This is a genomic window from Undibacterium pigrum, from assembly GCF_003201815.1.
Lineage (GTDB): Bacteria > Pseudomonadota > Gammaproteobacteria > Burkholderiales > Burkholderiaceae_D > Undibacterium > Undibacterium pigrum.
The window spans coordinates 36602-60911 of the sequence record NZ_QJKB01000005.1 but is presented as its reverse complement, the minus strand read 5'-3'; the positions used below and the strand labels follow the sequence as shown (position 1 = coordinate 60911).

The window sequence follows — 24310 nt, the reverse complement described above, 5'->3', positions numbered from 1 at the left end:
TATCCTGCTTTTGGGCAAACATTATTCATTACGTTACAACTGGCAAAGTTTTTGCTTTGAGGATTTCGTTTATACTTCCGGCATGAATGAACTGAATGCACCTTTAACTTTTAAACAAGTACCCACGACAGACGCTGCTGTCGCAGCACAGCGCGCCCTGAAACTGGCTTGTGAAACCCTGCAAATCGAGGCTGACGCCCTGCTTGCCCTGCAAAAACGCCTGGGCAATGGCGATGCTGCAGGCTTTTCTGACGCTGTCAGTATGTTGCTTGCATGCCACGGTCGGGTTGTTGTTTCTGGCATAGGCAAGTCTGGCCATATTGCACGCAAGATAGCCGCAACCTTTGCCTCTACCGGCACACCCTCGTTTTTTGTCCATCCGGCTGAAGCAGCCCATGGCGACCTGGGCATGGTGACACAGCAAGATATATTCATCGCCATCTCGTATTCTGGCGAAGCTTCAGAGCTGATGTCCATCCTGCCCATCATCAAGCGTCTGGGTGTGAAATTGATCGCCATGACGGGCAATCCGGAATCCAGCCTTGGCAAGCTGGCCGATATCCACCTGAACCTGCATGTCGACAAAGAAGCCTGCCCGCTGAACCTGGCACCAACGGCCAGCACCACAGTCACGCTGGCGCTGGGCGATGCACTGGCGGTCGCTGTGTTGGATGCGCGTGGCTTCCGCGAAGAAGACTTTGCCCGTTCGCACCCTGGTGGTTCACTCGGTCGCCGTTTGCTGACACATGTCAGGGATGTCATGCGTGTTGATGAAGCCATACCGCAAGTCGGCCCGGAAACCAGCCTGAAAACTGCGCTGCTGGAAATCACCAAAAAAGGCATGGCGATGACCGCCGTGGTGGATGAACAGCAGCAAGTGCTGGGCATCTTCACCGATGGTGACTTGCGCCGCCTGATGGATGGCACACGTGACTTTACCCAGTTGCGCATTGCCGATGTCATGAATCGTGCCCCACGTCGCATACGCCCTGAACAATTGGCGGTAGAAGCTGTCGAAGTCATGGAAACTTACCGCATCAACCAGTTGCTGGTCGCTGACGACAGCGGCAAACTGGTGGGTGCCTTGCATATACATGACCTGACCAGGGCCAAGGTGATTTGATGAATAACTCTGTAGATTCGGTAGAAAGAGCCAGCAAAGTCCGGCTCATGATTTTTGATGTGGATGGCATTCTGACCGACGGCAGCCTGTATCTCGGGCCAGAAGGCGAAATGATGAAGTGCTTTAATGTGCTTGATGGCCAGGGCATCAAGCTCTTGCAACAGGCAGGCATCGTCACGGCCATCATCAGTGCAAGGCAATCAGCCATTGTCAGCAAGCGGGCGGCTGATCTGGGCATCAGCCATGTTTGCCAGGGCATCCATGACAAGAAAAGCGCTTTTCTTGACCTGCTGGAGAAGCTGGATATTCCTGCGCAAGAATGCGGCTTTATCGGTGACGATGTGATCGATTTACCGATACTGACACGCACAGGCTTTGCCGCCAGCGTACCGAATGCCCATGCCGAAGTACAACTGCGTGTGCAATACATTACCAAAGCCAGCGGTGGCCAGGGTGCTGCGCGCGAAGTCTGTGACTTCATCCTGCGCGCTCAGGGTAAATATGAACAGGCTTTACAAGCATATCTGACATGAAACCCCAAATGACCATAGACCGCTTCCGCATCTGGCTGGCCGTGATCCTGCTGGGCATCACTACCATGGGCACCATCTGGATCATGGAAGTCATACGACGTCATGCGGATGACGAACAAAACCGCAGCTCAGCAAGATCGGCACCTGACTATTACGTGGAAAAATTTAATTTCATACGATTGTCGAATAATGGCAAGGCCAATTACCACATCACCGGCGACAGCCTGGTGCATTTGCCACGCACGGACAATATAGAAATCAAACATCCCCAGATCAATAGTTTTGATCAGGACAGGCCGCCGCTGCACCTGCGTGCCGACCTGGCTGTCGTAGCTCAAAAATCCACGCTGGTCACACCAAAACGCGATCATGATGAAGTTCATTTATATGACAACGTCAGCATGGAAAGACCCGAAGGACTCAGTTCACAATTTGTACACGTAAAGTCGGATTATCTATTGTTGTTGCCAGATGAAGATATCGTCAAAACAGACAAGCCGATTTCTATCACGACCGGTAAAGCCACATCGACTGCAACTGGCATGCTGGCAAACAATTCTACGCAACATCTGTCACTGCTGAGCAAAGTCCGCATACAGCTCAACAAGCGTGAAGCAGCCCCGGCAGTTAAAACCAAATAGTTCAGAAAGCGAATATGTATATGAAAAATGCTCAATACTCCATCGCCCGCATAATCAGCCTGGCGTTCCTGGGTCTGGCTTGTGTATCTGCCAATGCAGAGAAAGCCGACAGCAACAAGGAAACTATCATCGAAGCCGGTTATGGCGAGAGTGATGGCAAGACCAGCGTGCGCAGACTGTCCAAGGGTGTGTCCCTGGTGCGCGGCACTCTGATTGTTAAAGCAGAAAATGCCGTCGTTACCGAAGCGCCGAATGGCGACCAGTTTGTAGTCCTGACAGGTGGTAGCAGCCGCAAGGTCACCTTCCGCCAAAAGCGCGACGGCGGACCTGATCTGTGGGTAGATGGCGAAGCTGACCGTGCTGAATACAATCAAAGTACCGAAATCGTCAAATTCATTTCCAAGGCCAAGGTGCGCTACCTCGAAGGCAAACGCGTTACCCAGGAACAAGAAGGTGAGTATTTGTCCTACGATAGCAAAAACGATATTGCAGTTGGCACAAACTCTACCAGTGGCCAGCACGTCGATGGCTCAGGCAGCCTGAAAATCATCCTGCAACCAAAACAAGAAAAACAGGCCAATTAAGATGACAGCAAAGTCCAGCACCTTGCTCGTCAAGGGTTTGCAAAAACGCTATGGTGCGCGCCAGGTGGTGCGCGATGTATCGCTGCTATTGAAAAGTGGTGAAGTGGTGGGTTTGCTGGGGCCGAACGGCGCAGGCAAAACCACCTCGTTCTACATGATTGTGGGTCTGGTGCCATCGGACGCTGGCGATATCATCATTGATGATATCAACGTGTCGCAATTGCCGATTCATGAGCGCGCCGTACTTGGGCTGTCTTACCTGCCACAGGAAGCATCGGTGTTTCGCAAACTGACGGTAGAAGACAATATCCGCGCTGTACTGGAATTGCAAAAGGACAGCGAAGGCAAATACCTGGGCAGCCAAAAGATTGAGCAAAGACTGAATGCCTTGCTGGCAGATTTGCAAATCGAAAAGATACGCGAAAGCCAGGCCCTGTCACTCTCTGGTGGTGAACGCCGCCGTGTGGAAATTGCCCGCGCGCTGGCGACCAATCCCCGCTTTGTCTTGCTGGATGAACCCTTTGCCGGTGTTGATCCTATCGCCGTCATCGAAATTCAGCGCATTGTGCGCTTCCTCAAGGAACGCGGCATCGGCGTGCTGATCACCGACCATAATGTACGTGAAACCCTGGGTATCTGCGACCACGCCTACATCATCAATCAAGGCGCGGTACTCGCCAGCGGCAAGCCTGACGACATCATACAAAATGAATCTGTACGTCGCGTTTATCTCGGAGAACACTTCCGGATGTGACGGGAATCATCATGAAACAAAGCCTGCAACTACGTACCTCACAACATCTGGCCTTAACGCCGCAATTGCAGCAATCAATACGATTATTGCAGTTATCGACTTTGGAATTGCATCAGGAGCTGGAGACGCTGCTGACCGACAATCCCATGCTTGAGCGCGTCGATGACCCGCTTGATCACGCCGTGCGCCTGCTGGCCGATGGTGCCATCAACACCAGCAGCACTTCTGCTGATGCCGGTATGGAAGCACCCGCCGCAAGGGACGATAGCGACAAATCTGCAGAACCAGCCCCGGCTGATGCAGAAACCGTGATCAGTAATGACAGCACCACCTCCAGCGAAGAAGACTGGGGCTTTGATGACGTGCAGCATGGCAGCAAATCTGGCGATGATGAAGATGGCCGCCCGCAACTGGGTGCAGCCCACATCACCCTGCGTGAGCATCTGCTGGAACAGATGCGTCTTAACCTGCGCGAACCGCGTGACCGTGCCCTGGTCGAGCTGATGATAGACGCGCTCGACAATAATGGTTACCTGACCGAAACATTAGATGAAATACATGCCAGTTTGCCACTGGAACTTTATGTAGAACCAGAAGAGCTGGCGTTTGCCCTCAATATGTTGCAAAGCTTTGACCCGGCAGGCGTTGGTGCACGCAGCCCGTCTGAATGCCTGGCCCTGCAAATCAGGCGCATGCCCAAAGTGGCTTTTGTGACGCGCAGGCTGGCATTGCAAATTGTTGAAACACAACTGGCTTTATTTGCACAAAGAGATTTCACCAAACTCAAGAAAATTCTTGATTGCGATGATGAAGATTTGCGCGATGCACAAACCATTATCCGCCTGTGCCAGCCACGTCCAGGCATTGCCTTTGCTGCTGATGAATCAGACTATGTCGTACCTGATGTCATCGTCAGAAAATCTGATAACGGCTGGCAAGTCATGCTGAATCAGGATGTTATGCCCAGGCTGCGGGTCAGCAGCATGTATGCCAATATCATGAAGCAAAACCGCGGTGAGGCAGGCCTGGGTACACAATTGCAGGAAGCCCGCTGGCTCATCAAGAATATGCGGCAACGTTTCGAGACGATATTGCGCGTTGCACAAGCGATAGTTGAAAGGCAACGCAATTTTTTCACGCATGGTGCTGTTGCAATGCGCCCCCTTGTTTTGCGCGAAATTGCTGATACACTAGGATTACACGAGAGCACTATCTCACGTGTAACAACTCAAAAATACATGTTGACCCCACATGGCATGTTTGAGTTGAAGTACTTTTTCGGCAGCCATGTCGCGACGGAAACAGGGGGTGAAGCATCTTCCACCGCGATACGTGCACTCATCAAGCAGTTGATAGGAGCAGAAGACCAGAAAAGCCCACTCTCTGATAGCAAAATTGCAGACATGCTGGGTGAACAGGGCATGGTAATTGCCCGACGGACAGTTGCCAAATACCGTGAAGCCCTCAAAATCCCACCAGTCAGTTTGCGTAAATCTTTGTAATTAGTCCTTGTAATCACGGTTTGAATTGCTATATATGATTTAGCTCAAGGCAAATAAAGGCCGAGGGCGTATCGTTACAGCAAGTAACATCACTATAGGAGCACAGTATGAATCTCACCATCAGTGGACACCACGTCGAAGTAACTCCTGCAATTCGTGAATATGTACATACCAAACTAGAACGTATCAGGCGGCATTTCGACCAGGTCATTGATATCGCCGTCATCCTGACGGTGGACAAGCTCCGGGAAAAGGATAAACGACACAAAGCCGACATTAATTTGCATATCAGCGGTAAAGATATCCACGTTGAAAGTCTGGCGCATGATCTGTATGCAGCAATCGATGCACTGGTAGACAAACTTGATCGCCAGGTCATCAAGCATAAAGATAAAATGCAAGACCATCAGCACGACGCCATCAAGCACATACCTGATCCGGCATCGGCTTCATAAGACCCCAGTCCTTACCCGAACAGGGTTGTGGACATCCAAAACAAGGACGCTAAAGGCGTCCTTTTTGTTGGGTGCATGGTTTGAAATAAATAATATTTCTCAATCTATTAAGTTGATTGCGCTATAGCAATCCGTACACGTATTAACCGTCATTTCACAAGGCCGGAACTCCAGAGTGGATTTAGCTGGAACCCACCTGACGAGTGCGTTCGTAGTATCAATGCGCTGCGACAACTCCGTGCGTGTATTAACGTCATTCCAGCGTGCTTTTGGCTGGAATCCAGCGGCGTTCGTCGCATGTCGTGGCGTTTTTGTTGCATGCAGCGCTTTGACTAAAACGCTTGCCCTCCGTGGATACAGGCCGGGTCTCGGCCCGGCAGCCGAAATACTTTCTTTGCGTCGCCAAAGTAAGTATTCAAAGAAAGGCGACCCAGGCGTAGCCGCCCCTTCGGGGTACCCGTTTATGCAGTACAAAAAATGGGAAATGCCCGAAACTCGCTCCCCTTGCAGGGCGCACAATCGCTTGCAAGCGATTGCCGTTTCGCAGGCGAAGTGCATGCACTTCGAAACCCCTGCTACACCTCAGACACGGGCATTTCTTGATCCATTTTCTGTACTGCACAAACGGCGTCTACACATGGGAACTGCGGAAAGTCAAAAACAACCGCAACGTCAAACCCAACAGCAGCAGCAACAGCAACGAGCATGCAGCCTTACTCTATTTCCTCATAAACATATACACCCCGTGACGCCCAAGCCTGACAAAGTTAAAATAGCAGCTTCATCCCCTACCCTGCATAGTCAACCATCATGAGCGAATTTGTACTTACCTCCGTCAAGAACAATATAGGCTACATCACCCTCGACAGACCCAAAGCCTTGAACTCGCTGTCTCTCGATATGGTAAGAGCACTGACAACGACTTTGCTGGCCTGGCAGGATGATCAGAATGTGCGTGCCGTGTTTATCCATAGCAGCAGCGAAAAGGCATTTTGTGCCGGTGGTGATATCCGTTTTTTCTATGACGTAGGTACTGCCACACCCAAAGGCGACTCAGCCCTGCTGGAAGATTTTTTCACTGAAGAATATGCCTTAAATCATTTAATCCATTTCTATCCCAAACCCTACATCGCGCTGATGAATGGCGTGGTCATGGGCGGTGGTATGGGTATCGCCCAGGCAGGACCAGATTGCCGCTTGCGCATCGTCACTGAGCGTACCAAGATGGCCATGCCTGAAGTGAATATCGGTCTTTTCCCTGATGTAGGTGGCGGCTATTTCCTATCACGCACTGAGGGTGAAATTGGTACTTATCTGGGATTGACTGGCGAAATCATCACCGCCGCTGATGCCATCTATGCTTGTCTGGCGGATGTGTATATTCCGACGACAGAAATTCCTGCACTGATGAATTTGCTGAGTGAAAGCACAGCTACAGACCTGCGTGTAGCGATACGCGATTTCGCAGCAACTTTTGCAGACCAGGCAAAACCGGATGCCAGCAAACTGGCGATACAACACGCTGCAATCAACGACATATTCGCAGGCAGTAGCGTTGCTGCCATCAGTGAAAAACTACAGCAGGACAACAGCGAATTTGCCCAACAAACCCTGACTACCATGCAAAAGCGTTCGCCATTACTGATGTCAGTCACACTGGAACAACTGCGCCGCAGTAAAGACATGAACGTATCTGCTTGTCTGCGCATGGAAAGAAACATGGTACGCCATTGCTTCAAGCATGGTGAAGTGCTGGAAGGTGTGCGCGCCCTGGTGGTAGACAAAGACAATACACCACGCTGGTCACCTGCGACATTGGCTGAAGTAACGACGGAACAAGTGACAGGATTCTTTGCAGAAGCCTGGCCTGCTCATGCGCATCCTTTGCGGTATTTGGAAGGATGAGTTGAAAGGCTGACTGATCTGAGTTGATCAATCGCAGATCAAAAAATTTGAACTAAGGTCGTGGTGACGTCGCTTTTGAAGTTGCGGTTGCTTTTGATTTTCGCAGTTCCCATGTGTCGACGCCGTTTGTGCTGTACAGAAAATGGAAAAAGAAGGACCGCTGTCTGAGGTGTAGCTGGGGTTTCGAGATGCATGCATCTCGCCAGCGTAACGGCAATCGCTTGCAAGCGATTGTGCGCCCTGCAAGGGTAGCGAGTTTCGGGCCTTCCCATTTTTTGTACTGCACAAACGGGAACCCCCTTTAGGGGGCGACGACGCCTGGGTCGCCTTTTTGGCCCACCTTTTTTGGCGAGACAAAAAGGTGGGTAGCCGCCGGTCTACCACCGGCCGGCGATCTTAAATAACATGTGCAGGCATTTGAGAAGCAAAGACGTAAAACAATAAAGATCTGAAGTTAAATGACGCCACGATATACCAAGAGCGACACTGGATTCCAGCTAACCCCACGCTGGAGCGCCAGCCCGGTGGAATGACGCCAATAAGATTGCCCTAAATTCCAAACTAAGCAACTCAAGAAGTGTGATAATCACTTCAACTCAAACGCCTTCTTATCCCCCTTAAACCATCCCTCCAACCCCGCAACAAATTCCTGCGCCCCATTCCTGTCCGGAGTCTTCAAACCATGACTGGCCCCAGGAAATTCCACGAAATGAAAATCCTTCTCAGGATGTTTCAAGAAATAATCCCGCAAGGCATGCCCTGATTCTATCGGCACACTATCATCCTTCTCACCCATTGCCGCTACCATGGGAATATCCAGGCTTGCATATACACTCAAAGGATCTGTGAATAAACGACCTGACCAATAAGCATAGGGATGGCCAAAAAATTCTTTACTGAGGCTCTTGCCGTCTTTCATGATCTCGGCATAGATGTGCAAGAAATAATCGCGAGAGAATGGCTTGGCATAAGGCTCCACGCCACGATCTGCAAAGATCAGGAATTCTTCACTCTGCTTCAAACCACCACTACCAGCAGTTGCCAGCCAGCCTATCTTCTTGCTATCCCTGGCAATATAGGGGGCGACTGCACCGCCTTCAGAAAAGCCCAGGACAGCAATCGAACGCGCTGGCATTTTTTTCAATTCAGGCTCTTGTTCAAGGAACTTTATATGATCAGACAAGCGCTGATCAAATTTGTCTGCTGCCTGGAATTCTTTGCTGCATTTGCTGCCATCGGCATTTTTGATGACGCCAGGTTTTTCCAGATAATAAACATTGACGGCAGTGGAATAGCGTTCAAAAAACATCGAGAGGCGCACAGAAAAGTCATCGCAACCCGAGCCACTGACCAGGAGGATGGCCGGTCCACTATGTGCTGCGGCCGTGTTGGATAAATGAAAGTAGCGTCTTTGCTTGCCATCGATTTTTATTGTGTGTTCTTGCAGCACTGGCGCGGCCATGCAGGAGACACTAAAAAGTGAAGTCAACACCAGAATGCTAAGGCGGATTTGTGAAGAAATGGAATTCATAGGTATGCTCAATAGTGATCAATGTGAAATGCGAACGATCGCATTTCAGCATGGCAAAATATCACAATTCAAGCAAAAATTGATGCGTCAAAACAAGAAAATGGGGAGCAAGCTCCCCATTTTTACGCAATATCTTCGTGATGCATCTAATACTAATTAATGCTGTGCACCACCACCAAGATAAGCAGCTTTTACTGCCGGGTCATTCTGCAAACTGGCCGCCGGACCATGCACGGATATCCTGCCGTTTTCCAGCACATAACCATAGTCCGCGACAGCCAAAGCCGCTGCCGCAAACTGTTCCACCAGCAGCATGGTCGTGCCTTGCTCTTTGAGACGCACGATGATGCGCAAAACTTCATCTACCAGGATAGGTGCCAGGCCCATGGATGGTTCATCCAGCAAAACCACATCAGGGTTGAGCATGACGGCCCGCGCCATCGCCAGCATTTGTTGTTCGCCGCCAGACAGTGTACCCGCCAGCTGGTTCTTGCGTTCTTTCAAACGCGGGAACAATTCCATGGCTTTTTGCAGATCACTTTCTATATCACCGCGAGGGCGGCTGCGGGTGAAACGCGGGAAAGCGCCGAGCAAGAGATTGTCAGTCACCGACATGGTGGCAAACACGCGCCGGCCTTCTGGCGAATGCGCGAGACCAGCCCTGGCGATCTTGTGGGAATCAAGCCCGGTGACATCTTTGCCAGCGAGGGTCACCGTGCCTTCTTTGGGTTTCAACATGCCTGATATAGCGCGCATGGTGGTGGTCTTGCCAGCACCGTTGGAACCTATCAGTGTGACGACTTTACCCTTGGGTACTTCCATGGAAATACCATGCAAGACTTCGACCTTGCCATAAGCCGCATGCAGATTTGAAATAGTTAACATTGCTCTCTCCTCAGGCTGCGGCAGTATCAGCGGTATCGGTCGTGTCAGCAATGCTGCCACCCAGATAGGCTTCAATGACTTTAGGGTCGGCTTGCACTGCAGCCGGTTTGCCTTCTGCAATTTTCTGACCAAAATCCAGCACAGTCACGGTATCGCAAATCGACATGACCACATCCATATGATGTTCGATAAGGATGATGGTGATGCCGTGTTCGCGTATCTTGCGTATGATGGCAATCAGATCCTTGATGTCAGGTGCAGTCAGGCCAGCAGCAGGTTCATCCAGCAACAGCAGTTGTGGATTGAGACCAAGTGCGCGGCCAATTTCGAGCAGGCGTTGTTTGCCATAAGGCAGATTGCGCGCCTCTTCATTGGCCAGGTCAGCCAGGCCCACAAATTGCAGTATGCTTGCTGCACGTTCCCTTGCCTGTTGCTCTTCACGCAGATAACGTGGGGTATGCAACATGGCATCACCCACATTGCTGCGGAAGGTATTGTGCAAGCCAACCAGGATGTTTTCTGTCGCCGTCATTTCACCAAACAATTGCACGTTCTGGAAAGTGCGCGCCACACCACCCAGTGCGATCGCCGATGGCGTGCTGCCAGAGATGACCTTGCCAGAAAACTCCACCACACCATCGGTAGGTTTATAAATGCCGGTCAGTACATTCATCATGGTGCTTTTGCCAGAACCATTGGGGCCAATCAAACCATGCACCGTCCCTTTATGGATTTGCAGATCAACCTGGTTCAGGGCTTTCAGACCACCAAATTGCATGAGGATTTTCCGGCCTGTCAGCAAGACGCCCATGCGGGTATCGCTGGCATGGACGATGGCATCGCCAGCCTTGCTGTCTTTACCGGCATTGATGATGAGATGCGTCTGCCCCTTACCCAGCAAACCGTTGACGAAACCAACGATACCATCCTGCAGGTAATACACGACGAACAAGGTCATCAAGCCAAAGATGGTCAGACGCCAGTCAGTGATGTTTTCCAGCTTGTAAGAGAACAAGGCCATGGCAACAGTCGCGACGACTGGCACCATGAGCTCCCTGACTGTCTTGCGTTTTTTGCTGATTGCCACGCCACCTGCAATGACGGCAATGACTGCAGCTACTGTAGCAATCTTGCGGAACAGTTCTATATCAGCCAGCAGCGATGGCAGCATCACGACAATCAAAGCACCCAGCAATGAGCCGGTACGAGTCTTGCGCCCGCCCATGATGACGGCCAGCAGGAACATGATGGTCAGCTCAAAGTTGTAGGTATTCGGCGAAATATATTCTTCTGAATACGCATACAGACTACCCGCCAAACCAGCCAGTGCAGCACTGATAACGAAGGCAATGACTTTGTATTTATAGACGGACACACCCATGCAGTCAGACGCGATAGGGCTATCACGCAAAGCCTGGAAAGCGCGGCCATAGTGGGAGCGTAAAACGCGGTGTACCACGACCAGTGCCAGTACCAGCATGATGGCAACCAGATAGAAGAAACCAACCTCACCCAGCTTTTGCCCAAATATGACAGGCTTGGTGAGTTTGATACCCATTGGGCCTTCAGTCAGGAAACTCATTTCATTGATGAGAATCTGGATGATGGTACCAAAGGCCAGCGTCACCATGGCCAGGTAAGGTCCGGTCACACGCAGTGCAGGCAGGGCCAGCAAGGCACCAAACAGGGCCGTAACGGCGATACTGCAAGGGATGGCGACAAATACCGACATGCCAAGCTTGTAGACCAGCACACCGGTCGTATACGAGCCTATGCCAAACAGGCCAGCATGGCCGAGTGATACCTGGCCAGTGTAACCAACCACGATATCGAGGCCAAACAGCAGGATGGCGTAGATCAGTATGGTCTCCGCCAGATGCAGGTAGTAGGGGTTATGCATGACCACAGGTGTCAGCGCCAGTGCGCCTATACCCAGGACGGAAAGAACGAGAGTCTGCTTATTCATTATCCGGACCTCACACTTTCTTGATGGCAGCTTTGCCAAACAAACCGGCAGGTTTGACGGCCAGCACCAGCAGCAGTAATACCAGGCCAGGTACTTCCTTGTAGCCGGTGGAGATATAGAAGCCAGTCAGGGTTTCAGCAATGCCCAGGATCAGGCCGCCGACGATAGCACCCACGCCGGAAGTCAGGCCGCCGATAATCGCTACGGCAAAGGCTTTCAGGCCCAGTGCCGAGCCCATGGTCGCACCTGTCAGTGTCAACGGTGCTACCAGCACGCCTGCGAAGGCAGCAGTAGCAGATGACAGCGCATAAGAGAAGGTGATGACCATGCTGGTATTGATGCCCATGAGGCCAGCTGCATCCCTGTCATTCGATGTTGCCACGACGGCTTTGCCGTAAATGGATTTGCGGTTAAAGAATTCAACCGCCAGCATCATTGCCAGTGCACCGATAACGACCACGACTTGCATGGCCTGCACGTTGGCACCAAACACCTGGAAAGGTGCAGCAGACAAGGGCGACGGAAAGGTCAGATCATCCTTGCCCCAGATATTTTCTGCGACGTTTTTAAAGATAATGGCGAGCGCGATGGTGGACATGATCCAGCCAAATTCGGACTTGATCTTGATGGCCGGGCGCACGCCTATCCATTCAACGACCATGCCTTGCAGGCCGCCAAAGATCAGTACTATTGGTATCATGAGCCAATAGTTCATATACGGGCCACCATGTACATTGCCAACCACGCTGAGGCCTACCAGGGCCCCCAGCATCAGGGCTTCACCCTGGCCGAAATTGAGTGTGCCTGAAGTCGCGAATGTGAGTTGATAGCCGAATGCGATGACAGCATAAATCATCCCCAGGGCAATGCCGCTGAAGACGAGCTGAAGTAATATTTCCATTTTTTCACCCGTGGAATGGCAACCCACCATATTTCACCAAGGGATATTGGTGAAACATGGCAGTTGTCTGTCTGAATAACAAGCCCAGCCACTTGCGGATGGCTGAGCCCGGGGCTAATTGAGGGCAGTGACTGGTGTCATGCCCTGACTTTTACTTAGCCTGGACGATCTGGCCGCCTTTGGCCAGGCCCATGACAGGCATGCCAGGTTTGATGGCCTCATGATCATCATGTGTAAAAGGCTTGTTATAGGTGGTGATCACGCCTTCGACTTTTTCATTCAGGTTTTCCAGTGCTTCGCGCACTTTGACACCGTCTGTACCACCGGCCTGCTTGATGGCTGCGGCCAGCAGGTAAATGGAATCATAGCCCTGTGCTGCAGACACGGCGGAAGGCATGCGGTCAACCTTGTAAGCCTTTTGATAGGCTTCGATGAAGGCTTTGCGTTTTGGTGTGTTTGGATCCTGGATGAAGGTTTGCGGCATGGTCGCGCCATCACCGTTTTTACCAGCGTTGTCGAGGAAGTTACCCATGGACAAAGTCCAGCTGCCGATGATAGGTACTTTCCAGCCCAGTTTTTCCATGCCGTTGGCGATTTGGGCCAGCTCAGGGCCAATACCGTAAGTCAGCACGGCTTGCGCACCGCCCTGCTTGGCTTTCAACAACTGAGGTGTCATGTCGACATCCTTGATATTGAATTTTTCTACGGCGACAGGTTTGATGCCTTTGGCACCCAGAGTTTTTTCCAAGTCTTCACGACCCAGTTGACCGTAGTTGGTCGAGTCAGCCAGGATGGCGACCTTGGTGAATTTATTTTTGACGACAGCTTCGTCCACAATCATGGCGGATTGTATGGTGTCATTGGCTGCCGTGCGGAAGATGTAATTATCCTTGTGTTCAGGTGCCACAAATTGCTTGGTCACCACACTGCCTGTCGCCACATTGTTGAGCACAGGTATTTTTGCTTCCTGGTAAAAACGCTGGGAAGCCAGTGCTACACCGGTATTGATATAGCCTACTGTAGCGACTACTTTTTCTTTGTTGATGAGCTCTTGCGCTACCTGTACGCCACGCTCATTTTTTGCTTCATCATCTCGTTCGACCAATTGCAACTGTCTGCCCAGCACACCACCTTTGGCATTGATTTCACTGACGGCCAGCTTGACGCCATCACGCATGGATACACCCATAGGGGCAGAACCACCAGTGAAAGGACCGGCAACACCAATTTTGATAGGCTCTGCTGCATTGCTGGCGGCAGCCATGCCCAGAACGATGGATGCGACTAGGGTTTTGACTTTGTATGACATCTTGGTCTCCTGATTTTTTATATAGGTACTTCAAAAAAATGAATTCATGAATTACCGCTATAAATTAACAGGAAAATGAAAAAAACTCAGGCTCCGTTCTACTTAAGTAAAACTACGCAAGTTTTGCAGAAAAGACGATGCACGGAGAGGGATAGCTGCGCAAAGCCTTATGTGGCAAGGCTTTGAAGATTACAGCCCATTTCTATTGACAGAAAATAGGGGTACAAATTGTGGCTGGAGGAAACTCTTTCAAGCTTGCGATGAAAGAATTTCATCCCATTTGCACGGGTTTCACCAAATGTGGTGAAACCCGTACAAAAAAACTGCAGAATTCTTGTAGGATAAAAATCAATGGCTTCACGGTACTCACAGAAAAGCGGGGATTTCCCCCCTGCCTGTGAGCGGAAGCATCAGCATGCCAACGACGCCACTGGATGCCGGATCAAGTCCGGCATGACGAGTTTGAGGCTGTGAGTTTTAATTGTGGTATCCGTGTTGAGAAGCTGCCTTTTGATCTGCTGCCCAATGCACAGCCACATCTATCGCCAGCAAGCAGCCTCCATATTGTCAGGCCAGACTTGATCTGGCATCCAGCGTTGTTAAGCCGTATCGCTTTGCAGAGGAAATGCGTTGTCCTGCCATCCTGGCTTGCGTGTAAGCGCCTTATTTCAACAGGCTGAAGACTTTACTGATGGCTTTGCTGCCCGCACCCAGTGGGTCCTGCCGTATGGCTTTTTCTTCTTCGGCTATCATCAGGAACAGGGCATCCATGGCTTTTTGAGTGACATAGCCTTCGACCGTCGCTTCTTGCTGCGACACTGCACCAAATTTCTGTGCCTGCCCCATGATGCTATTGTATTTGGATGACAGACCTGCCTTGTCGGTTACGCCTTTGACCAAGGGCAAGAATTTTGCGCTTAAAGGGGTGGAAGTTTTTTCCCTGAAAAAATCTGTCACTGAGGTTTCACCACCGGTCAGGATATTCTTGGCGTCAGTCAGGCTCATGGATTTGACGGCATTCACCAGCAAAGGCTTGGCCATGGGCACGGCAGATTCAGCGGCGCGGTTCATGGAAACCACCAGTTCATCGAGTTGCTGGCCCTTGCCTGTCATTTGCAGTATCGGACGGGCTTTTTCGAGTATGGACGGGAGTTGTATCTTGACCTTGTCATTATTCAGGAAACCGCCATCGACACCCAGCTTGCTTACTGCCGCCGCGGAGCCTTTATCAAGTGCAGCTTTCAAGCCAGTGCTGGCATCCTGGTTGCTGAGATCGGCAAAAGAGATGGCGTGTGCTGTTGCAGTTGCGACCACCAGGCTGCTGGCGAACAGCAGGCGGGTAAATAAAGTTGAAATGGATGACATGGCTTTCTCCTGGTAAAGAGTTGATATTCTATACAAAGCCCAGTGTATATCCTGACTTTAAAAGTACAAATTATGTAAATCCTGACCAGAAAGCAGATGTGCAACTTATTCTAAATCTCATCAACCATGTAAAGGCGCCTGTGTTCACGCATGGCATAGCGGTCAGTCATACCAGCGATGTAATCGGCGATTTTCCTGGCTTGTAATTGTGGGTCCTGGTTGTCTTGCCTGTGAACCTGATAGTCAGTGGGCAAGAGATTAGGCTCGGCATGCAGGGCATCAAATAATTCTCTGATGGTGCGCCTGGCTTTGAAGGTCATGCGATTGACCTGGTAATGACGGTAGAGGTTTTCAAACAGGAATTGCTTGAGGTCTTGTGCCTCCTGAAACATGCTGTCTGAAAAGGCAATCATTCTTTCCATCTGGCGCACGTCATCCACCGTAGCAGGCGCACACTCCTGGATTTTTTTTGCCGAGGTCTCAATCAGATCAACGATGAGGGTATTGATCATGCGACGTATGGTTTCAGCGATGCCGCGACGGCCACTGATGCCAGGATAGGTAGCATCAACAATGGCACGATGACGCGCGTAGATATCTACTTCCAGCAATTGCGACTCCAGCAGCAGGCCGGAACGCAGGCCATCATCGATATCGTGATTGCTGTAGGCGATGGAATCTGCCAGATTGGTGACTTGTGCTTCCAGCGTGGGCCGTTGTTTATCAATGAAGCGCTGGCCCACGTCACCCAGCAATCGGGCATTGGTGATGGAGCAGTGCTTGAGTATGCCTTCACGGGTTTCGTAGGTCAGGTTAAGGCCGTCAAAAGCGCCGTAGCGCTCTTCCAGCTCATCGACCACTCGCAGGCTTTGCAGATTATGTTCGAAGCCGCCAAAGGGCTTCATGCAGGCATTCAACGCGTCCTGGCCTGCGTGACCGAAGGGAGTGTGGCCGAGATCATGCGCCAGCGAGATAGCCTCTACCAGGTCTTCATTCAAATGCAGGTTGCGTGCTATCGAGCGGCCTATCTGGGCAACTTCCAGGCTGTGGGTGAGACGGTTGCGGAACAGGTCACCTTCGTGATTGACGAAGACCTGGGTCTTGTATTCAAGGCGGCGAAATGCGGTGCTATGGATGATGCGGTCACGGTCGCGCTGGTATTCACTGCGCGAGGAAGAAGATTCTTCAGAGCAACGCCGCCCTCGCGAGCTGGCTGACTGTGCAGCATAGGGGGCGAGGTGGGCGTCGGTAAACATGGTGTTAATTGCTGATGCTGCTGCGCAGGGTTTGCAACAAAATCTCTTTGGGTACTGTGGTGATATGTGCCTGCCCCAGAGGTTTCAATAAAATGAACTTGATTTTACCGCCTTCATTTTTCTTGTCGACTTCCATCAATTCCAGCCAGCGTTCTTCACCAAGGTCAGGTGCAATACTCGGCAAGCCTGCCGCTTCCACCACTTGCTTGATACGGGTTCTGGTCACGTAATCGATATAGCCCAGGCGGCAAGATAAATCAGCAGCCATGACCATGCCACAGCCCACTGCTTCGCCATGCAACCACTTGCCATAGCCCAGTCCAGATTCTATGGCGTGGCCAAAGGTATGGCCGAAATTGAGGATGGCACGCAGGCCACCTTCACGCTCGTCCTGGCGGACTATATCTGCCTTGATTTCGCAAGAACGCAAAATCGCATGCGTGAGTGCCTTGGCATCCTTGGCGCGCAAGGCAGGCATATTGGCTTCTATCCAGTCAAAGAACACAGGATCAATGATCGCACCATGCTTGATGACTTCTGCCAGACCGGCAGAGAGTTCATTGTCGGGCAGGCTTTGCAGGCTGCCTATATCGGCTATCACTGCCTCGGGCTGGTAAAACGCCCCTATCATGTTCTTGCCCAGCGGGTGGTTGATGCCAGTCTTGCCACCGACTGACGAATCAACCTGGGACAGCAAGGTGGTAGGAATTTGCACAAAAGGCACGCCGCGCATATAGGCCGAGGCGGCAAAGCCTGTCATGTCACCGATGACACCACCACCAAGTGCCAGCAAGGTGGTTTTTCTATCGCATTTATTTGCTAGCAGGGCATCAAAGATCAGCATCAGGCTGGCCCAGTTTTTTTGCTCTTCGCCATCGGGCAACACTACTGACAATACTTCCTTGCCAGCGGCGCGCAAGGCGGCTTCGAGCGTAGCAAGATACAGGGGTGCGACTACGGTATTGGTGACGATGACAGTTTTCTTGCCCTTGATTTTTGATTGTAGAAACTGACTGTCGGATAACAGGGAGCTGCCTATCGCGATGGGATAGCTGCGCTCACCAAGATCCACATTCAGGAGCGTAGTGCTGGTACTGGTGCTGGCGTTACTTTCTGCTGACATAGTTGTTTTGCTATTGCTAAGTAGGGCATCAGGAATGTCGAGTAATTTTTCCTGAGCTAATTTGTCCAATACGGTTTGCACCAAAAACTGTACATTGGGCCTTCCGGTCTCAATGCTGATATGGGCAACTTCCTGGTAGAGGGGGGAACGCTGGGACTCCAGCTCTTCGAGTTTCTTGCGCGGGTCTGCGGTGCGCAAAAGGGGGCGGTTCTTGTCGTGACGGGTACGCTGCAAAATGCTGTGTATACCTGCCCGCAAATAAATGACAATGCCGCGTTCATGCAGATATTTACGGCTCTCTGCATTCAACACGGCACCACCACCTGTAGCTAAAACTATGTTTTCTTGCCCAGTCAGATCACGAATCACATCCGCTTCCCGCTGTCGGAAACTAGCTTCGCCTTCAATCTCAAAAATCACGGGGATCGAGACACCGGTTCGTGCCTCAATTTCGTGATCAGTATCAATGAAACGCTTATTTAGTTTTTTTGCCAGGGCCCGGCCAACCGTGGTTTTGCCGGAGCCCATCAGGCCTACTAGAAAAATATTCTTCAAAACTGTTTACCTGGCTTATGACTTTTGCTGAACTCCCCAGAGCCTGAGGCTCTGGAGAATATAACTGGTTCGAAGCAAATAAACAGCTATTGTGTAGAAATTTTCCGCTTCAGGCAAACCTTTCCAGCCGTATTAACAGCCAGCACCACCATTCAAGTCTTTAATGGTCATGACACTGGTTGTTGTTGCGTTCACGCTATCCTTGACTGTGATAGTTACTGCAGTATCTGCAGCAACACAACGTGCACCCAAAGTACCCAGGCTGACATTTATTGTACGACCATTGAAAGTCAATGGATTAACAGGATCAGGACTGGTGCCATCCACTGTAGACAACAGAGTATTGCTTGTGAACACCTGGAACGGACCATTACCACCGGAGATAGTCAAAGGAATCACTGCCGTATTGGTTTCATTGATATTCCATGCTACCGGGCTCAAGACCATATTGGACGTTTGAGCAGCAATACTAATAGACACAGCCGAGACAGTTCCTTTAGCGTCGGTTACAACCACGCTTGTGGTGCCGATGCGCGCCAGGAGCACTGTGATATTACCTGCACCACTCAGAGCCGCTCCACTTGTAATAGTTCCATTTGCAGGGATGCTGGACACAGCGGTATAAGGTGCACTACCACCATCTACACGTATGGTAACTGTATCCCCTACAAAGCCGCTAATAGTGCCTGGTGCTACGGACAAGGGTGAATTGACGCCAGAAATCACATTAACAACAACGGTCAGAGGTGTACCCAAATTATCCACTATCCTGACTGTTGCAGTGCCTGCCGCAACACCTGTAATGGTCATCGCACTACCAGAAATTGCCACTGTTGCCACTTTAGTATCACTGCTGCTCGCTGAGTATGGTGAGCTACCGCCACCTATGACATAGGTAGGAGCGGCACCAGGAGCGAGAGTGATGGTACCAGGAGCAGATGTGTACAGAGGCACAACAGCACCAGCACCCACATTAACGATAATAGTTACAGGAATACCAGCAGCATCTTTTACTACGATGTTTGCAGTTCCTGTCGCGATACCCGTAATAGTGAAGTTGGAACCTGTCAGCGTAGCTGTTGCGATACCGACATTGCTGCTGCTGATGGAATAAGGTGCAACACCACCACCAATTTGGTACGCAGGGCTGGCACCAATTGCAATAGTTACTGTGCTTGGCGCTGTTGTAAATATAGCATTAACAGTGCCGGAACCCAGGGTAATGCTTAATGGAATGACATCCCCGGCAGCATCACGCAAGACCACAGTTGCTGTACCAGAGGCAACACCAGTCAGTGTCAGATTATTTCCTGATACCGCTGTCGTCACGACAGCAGTGTTACTGCTAGTGGCCGTATATGGAGCACTACCGCCACCGAGAACATAAGTACCGGAGCCGTTAGCTGTCAATGTAATAGCAGTAGGAGCTGTTGTATAGAACTTGGCACCAGAGCCAACTGTCACAGCGATTGGTGAAATCTGACCATTACTGTCACGGACTACTACCTGTGCGGTACCAGCAGAAATACCAGTAATAGTAAATTTATTTCCATTGATACCTACAGTTGCTATTTGCGTATTACTGCTGGAAATGGTGTATATCTGACTACCGCCGCCTATCGTGAAAGTAGGAGTAGAAGTACCGATGCCAACTACCAGGGCCGCAGGCGCCGACGTAAACAAATCTGCAGTCGAACCTACTGTTACTTTAATAGTAACATTGCCAGTTGTAGCATCACGAATGACAACACTGGCAGTACCGACGCTAACGCCAGTAATAGTCAGCTTGGTACCAGAGATGGAGGCCGTAGCTACCGCAACATTGCTGCTGCCTACAGTATATGGACCAGCGCCACCACCAACTGTATAAGTTGTTGCAGCACCAACACCCAGACTAATGTCGCCTGCAGCAGTGGAGAATAAAGGATCTGCTGAACCTACTGTCACGTTAATGTTGACTACGCCACCAATAGTATCCTTGACACTCACTACCGTCTTACCGCCAGTAACACCAACAATGACGAAGCGATTGCCTGAAGAGACAACTTGCGCGATTGCTGAATTACCGCTAGTCACAGCATAGACGGCACTACCGCCACCGATAGTGAACTCTGAAGATTGCGCGCCTACACCCACGATGACATCGCTTGGGGCTGTGGTGAACAAGTCCAGTCCAGTGCCGACCTTCACACTTATAGTAACAAATGCACCAGTTGAGTCTTTGACGGTCACGGTGGCTGAACCACCGCCACTGCCGGTGATAGTCAGAGTAGTACCGGATATGCTGACTGAAGCAGCCGCAGTACTACTGTTGGCCTGATAACCTGGAATACCGCCACCTATAGTGAACGTCTGGCTCGCACCAGGAGCGATTGTAATACTATCAGGCGCAGTAGTAAAAAACTTGACGTTGGTAGTGGAGCCTGGTGAACCACCACCGCCACCACAAGCCGTCAGGCCAATAAGTAAGAGTAATGCGAATAGACCGCGAATATACTTCATCATGAAACACCTATAATTTTACGAACTCAGGAAATCGGTTTGCATATGATCAATATGCTTTCAACATCATATACGGCTATTGTTTACCACTGAATTTTTCAGCAATAATTTTGGGGGTAATAAAAATCAACAGCTCAGTTTTGTCATTGGTACGTCCAGTAGACTTGAACAAATTCCCAAACAGGGGCAAATCACCGAAAAATGGAACTTTGGTAATATTGTCACGCTCAGTTTGCTGGAAAATACCACCAAGCACTACAGTACCGCCATTTTCAACCAAAACAATGGTTTTTACTTCTTTGGTATCGATCGCAAAACCAGCCCTGGTTTCTTGCCCGACACTGTCCTTGTGTACATCAACATCCAGAATTACATTGCCATCAGGTGTAATTTGAGGCGTCACTTCCAGTCGCAAAGATGCTTTACGGAAGAAGATGGAAGTTGCGCCACTGGAAGTAGCTACCTGGTAAGGCAACTCAGTACCTTGTTCTATCGATGCTTTCAACTGATCGGCAGTGACTACTCTGGGGCTGGACACTATTTTACCTTTACCGTCAGCTTCCAATGCAGACAGCTCCAGATTCAGGAAGCGGTTGGCTGCCGATGAAAACAAGCTTACTGCCAGACTGCCTGGATTTAAACCATTAATCCCTGATGCTGGCAAATTAACAAACTGGCTATTTGGTGCATAACTTGCATCGGTAGGTTTTGCTGTACCTTGTTGCTCGCCCAAGCCAAGATAATTACCTGTCAGACCAACACGCTGGTTACCGGCGACCTGATAGCCAACATCACCACCACGAAAACCGCGCATATCCAGGAAACCCAGTTTTGCGCCAAGGCTCTTGCTGAACTTGTCATCGGCCTCGACTATACGGGCCTCGATCAAAACCTGCCTGGAGGCAATATCGGTTTTTGCAATTAATCTGCGCACTTCTTCCAGTTTGGAAGAGATATCAGTTACAAACAACTGATTGGTACGTGGTTCAATCACCACACTACCCCGCTTTGACAACATGCGATTAGTCGTTCCGCCTTCGTCTCCAAAAACTTTCTTGAAGGATTCAGCTTTTTGATAATTCAACTGGAATGATTCTGTTTTTAAAGGCTCCAATTCTGCGATTTGCGCCTTTTGTTCCAGCTCCAGCTTTTCTTTAGTCAGCAATTCTTCTTTAGGTGCGATCCAGATGACAGAACCATTCTTGCGCATATCCAGCCCTTTGGATTGCATGATGATATCGAGGGCATGGTCCCATGGCACATCTTTCAGACGCAAGGTAATCGTGCCATTGACGGTATCACTGGCGATCACATTCAAGCCACTGATTTCCGCAATAATCTGCAAGATGGCACGAACTTCGATGTTCTGGAAGTTGAAAGACAAACGCTCACCACGATAACCCTGCGTACCTTGGGTTAACTTATTTGGATCTTCCTTGATAGGCTTGACCTCAACAACAAATTGAGTATCACTCTGGTAGGCACTATGTTCCCACAAACCTGTAGGCTCAATGACCATACGGACATTCTCACCAGATGGTGTAGTGGTAATGAGTTGCACCGGAGAACCGAAATCTGTGACATCAAGACGGCGGCGCAGCGTTTCCGGCAAACTGACTTTAAGAAAATCAACGATGATTTTCTGGCCTTGTTGACGAATGTCCACCGCCACCTGATCCAGCGGCAAGTCGATGACAACCCTGCCCTCGCCATTACTGCCGCGACGGAAATCGATATCACGCAACAGACGTTTTCCTGTGGTAACCGGCTGCACAACAGCAGGCAAGCCTTGTGAATTAACAGCAGTTGCAACACCACCTGAAGCATCTATCGTCACAATCAATGAATTGCCGTCTAACGCGGTAGCGTAGTTTAGAGATTTATTAAGATTGAAAATAACGCGCGAACGACCTGCTGCCTCAACCACATTGATGGCACGCAAGTCTCCCATATTCATTTCGAAAGCTGTCTTGCCAGTGTTATTGCTGACATCAGCAAAGTCCAGTGCTATCCTCGAAGGATTGGCGATGGAAAAACCAACCGGCACTTTTTGCAAAGGCTGCTTCAAGGTGATTTTCACAATAATGTTGGCACCCTGCTGATTTGCCGTCAGCGATTCTATGGAGTTTGTTTGTGCAAACGCTGCACTACAAAAACCTAGCAAAGCAAATAAAATAAATTTAACCAATTTGGCGCCCCTTTTACTTGTATTTATCAACGCATTCATTTCTTAGCCTCCTGCAACTCTAACTTGGTCTGGCGCTCAGTCCAATCACCTGCTGCGTCCTGGACTGTTTCCTTGATTTCGATTTCGCCTTCAACGATCTTGGTAATCAGTCCGTAATTTTGCCCCAGATAAGCACCCAACTTGACCTGATAAACTGTTTTATCCACTTGCACCAAGCCATAGACCATTTTATTTTTCTCTATCGTCCCTACCATCTTCAAGGAATCCAGAGGAAACGCTTCCAGCGCCTCCCTGGGCCTGTCTGGATTAGGGGCTTGAATACCATTACCTGAGGCCGCCTTCAAGCGAGCAAGAACCACCAGCAACTTGGCTGGATCAAATGGCTCTATCTCACCTTTTCCAGCATAAGAGAAAGGTGTATATACTTTAGGTGGATTGATTTTCGGGATCACAGCCTTAGCCTGTTTTTGCTCCGCATCCATCCATGCTTTCAACTCCGTTTCCTCTGCCTCACCACATGCAGACAAGGACAAAGTCAGCATTACACAAACTGTCGGCCTAATGAGAATCTTCATCATTTCTTAGGCTCCTTTTTCTTCTTATCAGCCTGATCCTGAACCTCATCCTTATTGAGATAGCGGAAAGTTTTTGCCGTCACGTCCAAGGTCAATCCGCCGTCTTTCGAGGTGGTGATACCGAGATTATTCAGCGTCACAATCCTTGGCAACTTGGCGATATCGCCAACAAACTGCCCCAGATCATGATAACTACCCTGGATCTTGATAGCGATAGGCAATTCAGCATAATAGTCTTTGACTGCAGGTGAACCTGGTTTAAAAGAATCAAACTGCAAACCACGCCCAGTACCAGCCAGATTAATATCTGCCAACAAAGCAGCCATTTCAGCCTGGCTAGGCAGTTGTTTTTCCATGGTGGCGACATACTGCTGCACCAGCTTGCGCTGCTCTTTCAGGGCATCCAGGTTGATCGCTTGTTGCAGCTTGGACTTATACTCAGCCCTGAGCTTAACTTCTTCAGCCTGCCCGGTTTCGATGGCCTGCATCTGCCCATCCCATTGCACAAACCACCCCAAAGCAACTACGGCAATTAACACAGCTACTGCCGAAGCGACGCGCGGCGCAATTGGCCAAAGACCAGGATGAAGTCCACTTAGACCTTGAAACTGGGCATTAACAGACTGACCAATTTCATTCAGATTAATCGCCATTTAC

Annotated in this window: 20 protein-coding genes; 8 read left to right on the top strand and 12 right to left on the bottom strand. The window is 50.2% G+C overall.

Translation table 11 applies throughout. The features are described from left to right. The first annotated feature begins 82 nt into the window (after nucleotides 1–82). From DFR42_RS15730 to DFR42_RS15695, 8 genes are all read left to right on the top strand, one after another. A complete protein-coding gene (locus DFR42_RS15730; protein WP_110256243.1) occupies nucleotides 83–1123 on the top strand; it encodes a KpsF/GutQ family sugar-phosphate isomerase in 1041 nt (346 codons plus the stop codon). Further along, entirely contained in the window at nucleotides 1123–1656 is a 534-nt protein-coding gene (locus DFR42_RS15725) for a KdsC family phosphatase (protein WP_110255971.1), read from the top strand. Before DFR42_RS15730 ends, DFR42_RS15725 begins: the two co-directional genes overlap by 1 nt. After that, entirely contained in the window at nucleotides 1653–2297 is a 645-nt protein-coding gene (gene lptC / locus DFR42_RS15720) for an LPS export ABC transporter periplasmic protein LptC (protein ID WP_110255970.1), read from the top strand. The genes DFR42_RS15725 and lptC overlap by 4 nt, the downstream gene beginning before the upstream one ends. Before the next feature lie 20 nt (nucleotides 2298–2317). Further along, a complete protein-coding gene (gene lptA, locus DFR42_RS15715; protein WP_170133547.1) occupies nucleotides 2318–2881 on the top strand; it encodes a lipopolysaccharide transport periplasmic protein LptA in 564 nt (187 codons plus the stop codon). 1 nt (nucleotide 2882) lies between these two features. Then, nucleotides 2883–3635: an LPS export ABC transporter ATP-binding protein gene (gene lptB / locus DFR42_RS15710; protein ID WP_110255968.1), complete on the top strand. Its 753-nt coding sequence runs from the start codon at nucleotides 2883–2885 to the stop codon at nucleotides 3633–3635. An 11-nt stretch (nucleotides 3636–3646) separates the two neighbouring features. After that, complete coding sequence (locus DFR42_RS15705; protein WP_110255967.1) at nucleotides 3647–5137, top strand: RNA polymerase factor sigma-54; 1491 nt, start codon at nucleotides 3647–3649, stop codon at nucleotides 5135–5137. 107 nt (nucleotides 5138–5244) lie between these two features. Next, complete coding sequence (hpf, locus tag DFR42_RS15700; protein WP_110255966.1) at nucleotides 5245–5592, top strand: ribosome hibernation-promoting factor, HPF/YfiA family; 348 nt, start codon at nucleotides 5245–5247, stop codon at nucleotides 5590–5592. 810 nt (nucleotides 5593–6402) lie between these two features. Then, nucleotides 6403–7497: an enoyl-CoA hydratase/isomerase family protein gene (locus DFR42_RS15695; protein ID WP_110255965.1), complete on the top strand. Its 1095-nt coding sequence runs from the start codon at nucleotides 6403–6405 to the stop codon at nucleotides 7495–7497. Between the two features lie 586 nt (nucleotides 7498–8083). Here DFR42_RS15695 and DFR42_RS15690 read toward each other — a convergent pair. The 12 genes from DFR42_RS15690 to DFR42_RS15635 form a co-directional block, all read right to left on the bottom strand. Beyond that, nucleotides 8084–9028: an alpha/beta hydrolase family protein gene (locus DFR42_RS15690; protein ID WP_110255964.1), complete on the bottom strand. Its 945-nt coding sequence runs from the start codon at nucleotides 9026–9028 to the stop codon at nucleotides 8084–8086. A 156-nt stretch (nucleotides 9029–9184) separates the two neighbouring features. Then, nucleotides 9185–9913, bottom strand: a complete 729-nt coding sequence (locus tag DFR42_RS15685; RefSeq protein WP_110255963.1) for an ABC transporter ATP-binding protein — start codon at nucleotides 9911–9913, stop codon at nucleotides 9185–9187. Between the two features lie 10 nt (nucleotides 9914–9923). Further along, complete coding sequence (locus tag DFR42_RS15680; RefSeq protein WP_110255962.1) at nucleotides 9924–11879, bottom strand: branched-chain amino acid ABC transporter ATP-binding protein/permease; 1956 nt, start codon at nucleotides 11877–11879, stop codon at nucleotides 9924–9926. A 10-nt stretch (nucleotides 11880–11889) separates the two neighbouring features. Further along, the gene (locus tag DFR42_RS15675) at nucleotides 11890–12780 is read right to left on the bottom strand and encodes a branched-chain amino acid ABC transporter permease (RefSeq protein WP_110256242.1); all 891 of its coding nucleotides are present in this window, start codon (nucleotides 12778–12780) and stop codon (nucleotides 11890–11892) included. Between the two features lie 151 nt (nucleotides 12781–12931). After that, complete coding sequence (locus DFR42_RS15670) at nucleotides 12932–14089, bottom strand: ABC transporter substrate-binding protein (RefSeq protein WP_110255961.1); 1158 nt, start codon at nucleotides 14087–14089, stop codon at nucleotides 12932–12934. 663 nt (nucleotides 14090–14752) lie between these two features. Further along, nucleotides 14753–15454 (bottom strand): DUF4197 domain-containing protein, encoded by a 702-nt coding sequence (locus DFR42_RS15665; protein WP_110255960.1) that lies wholly within the window; start codon nucleotides 15452–15454, stop codon nucleotides 14753–14755. Between the two features lie 110 nt (nucleotides 15455–15564). Next, the gene (locus tag DFR42_RS15660) at nucleotides 15565–16710 is read right to left on the bottom strand and encodes a deoxyguanosinetriphosphate triphosphohydrolase (RefSeq protein ID WP_110255959.1); all 1146 of its coding nucleotides are present in this window, start codon (nucleotides 16708–16710) and stop codon (nucleotides 15565–15567) included. A gap of 4 nt (nucleotides 16711–16714) precedes the next feature. Next, nucleotides 16715–18361 (bottom strand): bifunctional shikimate kinase/3-dehydroquinate synthase AroKB, encoded by a 1647-nt coding sequence (aroKB, locus tag DFR42_RS15655; protein ID WP_110255958.1) that lies wholly within the window; start codon nucleotides 18359–18361, stop codon nucleotides 16715–16717. Nucleotides 18362–18520: 159 nt separating this feature from the next. After that, on the bottom strand, nucleotides 18521–20893 hold the full coding sequence (locus tag DFR42_RS15650) for a beta strand repeat-containing protein (protein ID WP_110255957.1): 2373 nt from the start codon (nucleotides 20891–20893) through the stop codon (nucleotides 18521–18523). Nucleotides 20894–20966: 73 nt separating this feature from the next. Further along, nucleotides 20967–23117 (bottom strand): type IV pilus secretin PilQ, encoded by a 2151-nt coding sequence (locus DFR42_RS15645; RefSeq protein ID WP_110255956.1) that lies wholly within the window; start codon nucleotides 23115–23117, stop codon nucleotides 20967–20969. Beyond that, nucleotides 23114–23656, bottom strand: a complete 543-nt coding sequence (locus DFR42_RS15640; RefSeq protein ID WP_110255955.1) for a pilus assembly protein PilP — start codon at nucleotides 23654–23656, stop codon at nucleotides 23114–23116. The genes DFR42_RS15645 and DFR42_RS15640 overlap by 4 nt, the downstream gene beginning before the upstream one ends. Beyond that, nucleotides 23653–24306 carry a type IV pilus inner membrane component PilO gene (locus DFR42_RS15635; RefSeq protein ID WP_110255954.1) on the bottom strand — a complete coding sequence of 218 codons (654 nt, stop codon included), beginning with the start codon at nucleotides 24304–24306 and terminating at the stop codon, nucleotides 23653–23655. The genes DFR42_RS15640 and DFR42_RS15635 overlap by 4 nt, the downstream gene beginning before the upstream one ends. Nucleotides 24307–24310 lie beyond the last annotated feature (4 nt).

Excerpts from the sequence above, each read along its gene's own strand:
- aroKB (WP_110255958.1), bottom strand. The coding sequence starts at position 18,361 with ATGGGCTCCGGCAAAACCACGGTTGGCCGGGCCCTGGCAAAAAAACTA.
- DFR42_RS15650 (WP_110255957.1), bottom strand. The coding sequence starts at position 20,893 with ATGATGAAGTATATTCGCGGTCTATTCGCATTACTCTTACTTATTGGC.
- lptB (WP_110255968.1), top strand. The coding sequence starts at position 2,883 with ATGACAGCAAAGTCCAGCACCTTGCTCGTCAAGGGTTTGCAAAAACGC.
- DFR42_RS15730 (WP_110256243.1), top strand. The coding sequence starts at position 83 with ATGAATGAACTGAATGCACCTTTAACTTTTAAACAAGTACCCACGACA.
- DFR42_RS15640 (WP_110255955.1), bottom strand. The coding sequence starts at position 23,656 with ATGATGAAGATTCTCATTAGGCCGACAGTTTGTGTAATGCTGACTTTG.
- hpf (WP_110255966.1), top strand. The coding sequence starts at position 5,245 with ATGAATCTCACCATCAGTGGACACCACGTCGAAGTAACTCCTGCAATT.
- DFR42_RS15645 (WP_110255956.1), bottom strand. The coding sequence starts at position 23,117 with ATGAATGCGTTGATAAATACAAGTAAAAGGGGCGCCAAATTGGTTAAA.
- DFR42_RS15665 (WP_110255960.1), bottom strand. The coding sequence starts at position 15,454 with ATGTCATCCATTTCAACTTTATTTACCCGCCTGCTGTTCGCCAGCAGC.
- DFR42_RS15695 (WP_110255965.1), top strand. The coding sequence starts at position 6,403 with ATGAGCGAATTTGTACTTACCTCCGTCAAGAACAATATAGGCTACATC.
- DFR42_RS15680 (WP_110255962.1), bottom strand. The coding sequence starts at position 11,879 with ATGAATAAGCAGACTCTCGTTCTTTCCGTCCTGGGTATAGGCGCACTG.
- DFR42_RS15725 (WP_110255971.1), top strand. The coding sequence starts at position 1,123 with ATGAATAACTCTGTAGATTCGGTAGAAAGAGCCAGCAAAGTCCGGCTC.
- DFR42_RS15660 (WP_110255959.1), bottom strand. The coding sequence starts at position 16,710 with ATGTTTACCGACGCCCACCTCGCCCCCTATGCTGCACAGTCAGCCAGC.
- DFR42_RS15635 (WP_110255954.1), bottom strand. The coding sequence starts at position 24,306 with ATGGCGATTAATCTGAATGAAATTGGTCAGTCTGTTAATGCCCAGTTT.
- lptC (WP_110255970.1), top strand. The coding sequence starts at position 1,653 with ATGAAACCCCAAATGACCATAGACCGCTTCCGCATCTGGCTGGCCGTG.
- DFR42_RS15675 (WP_110256242.1), bottom strand. The coding sequence starts at position 12,780 with ATGGAAATATTACTTCAGCTCGTCTTCAGCGGCATTGCCCTGGGGATG.
- DFR42_RS15685 (WP_110255963.1), bottom strand. The coding sequence starts at position 9,913 with ATGTTAACTATTTCAAATCTGCATGCGGCTTATGGCAAGGTCGAAGTC.
- lptA (WP_170133547.1), top strand. The coding sequence starts at position 2,318 with ATGAAAAATGCTCAATACTCCATCGCCCGCATAATCAGCCTGGCGTTC.
- DFR42_RS15705 (WP_110255967.1), top strand. The coding sequence starts at position 3,647 with ATGAAACAAAGCCTGCAACTACGTACCTCACAACATCTGGCCTTAACG.
- DFR42_RS15670 (WP_110255961.1), bottom strand. The coding sequence starts at position 14,089 with ATGTCATACAAAGTCAAAACCCTAGTCGCATCCATCGTTCTGGGCATG.
- DFR42_RS15690 (WP_110255964.1), bottom strand. The coding sequence starts at position 9,028 with ATGAATTCCATTTCTTCACAAATCCGCCTTAGCATTCTGGTGTTGACT.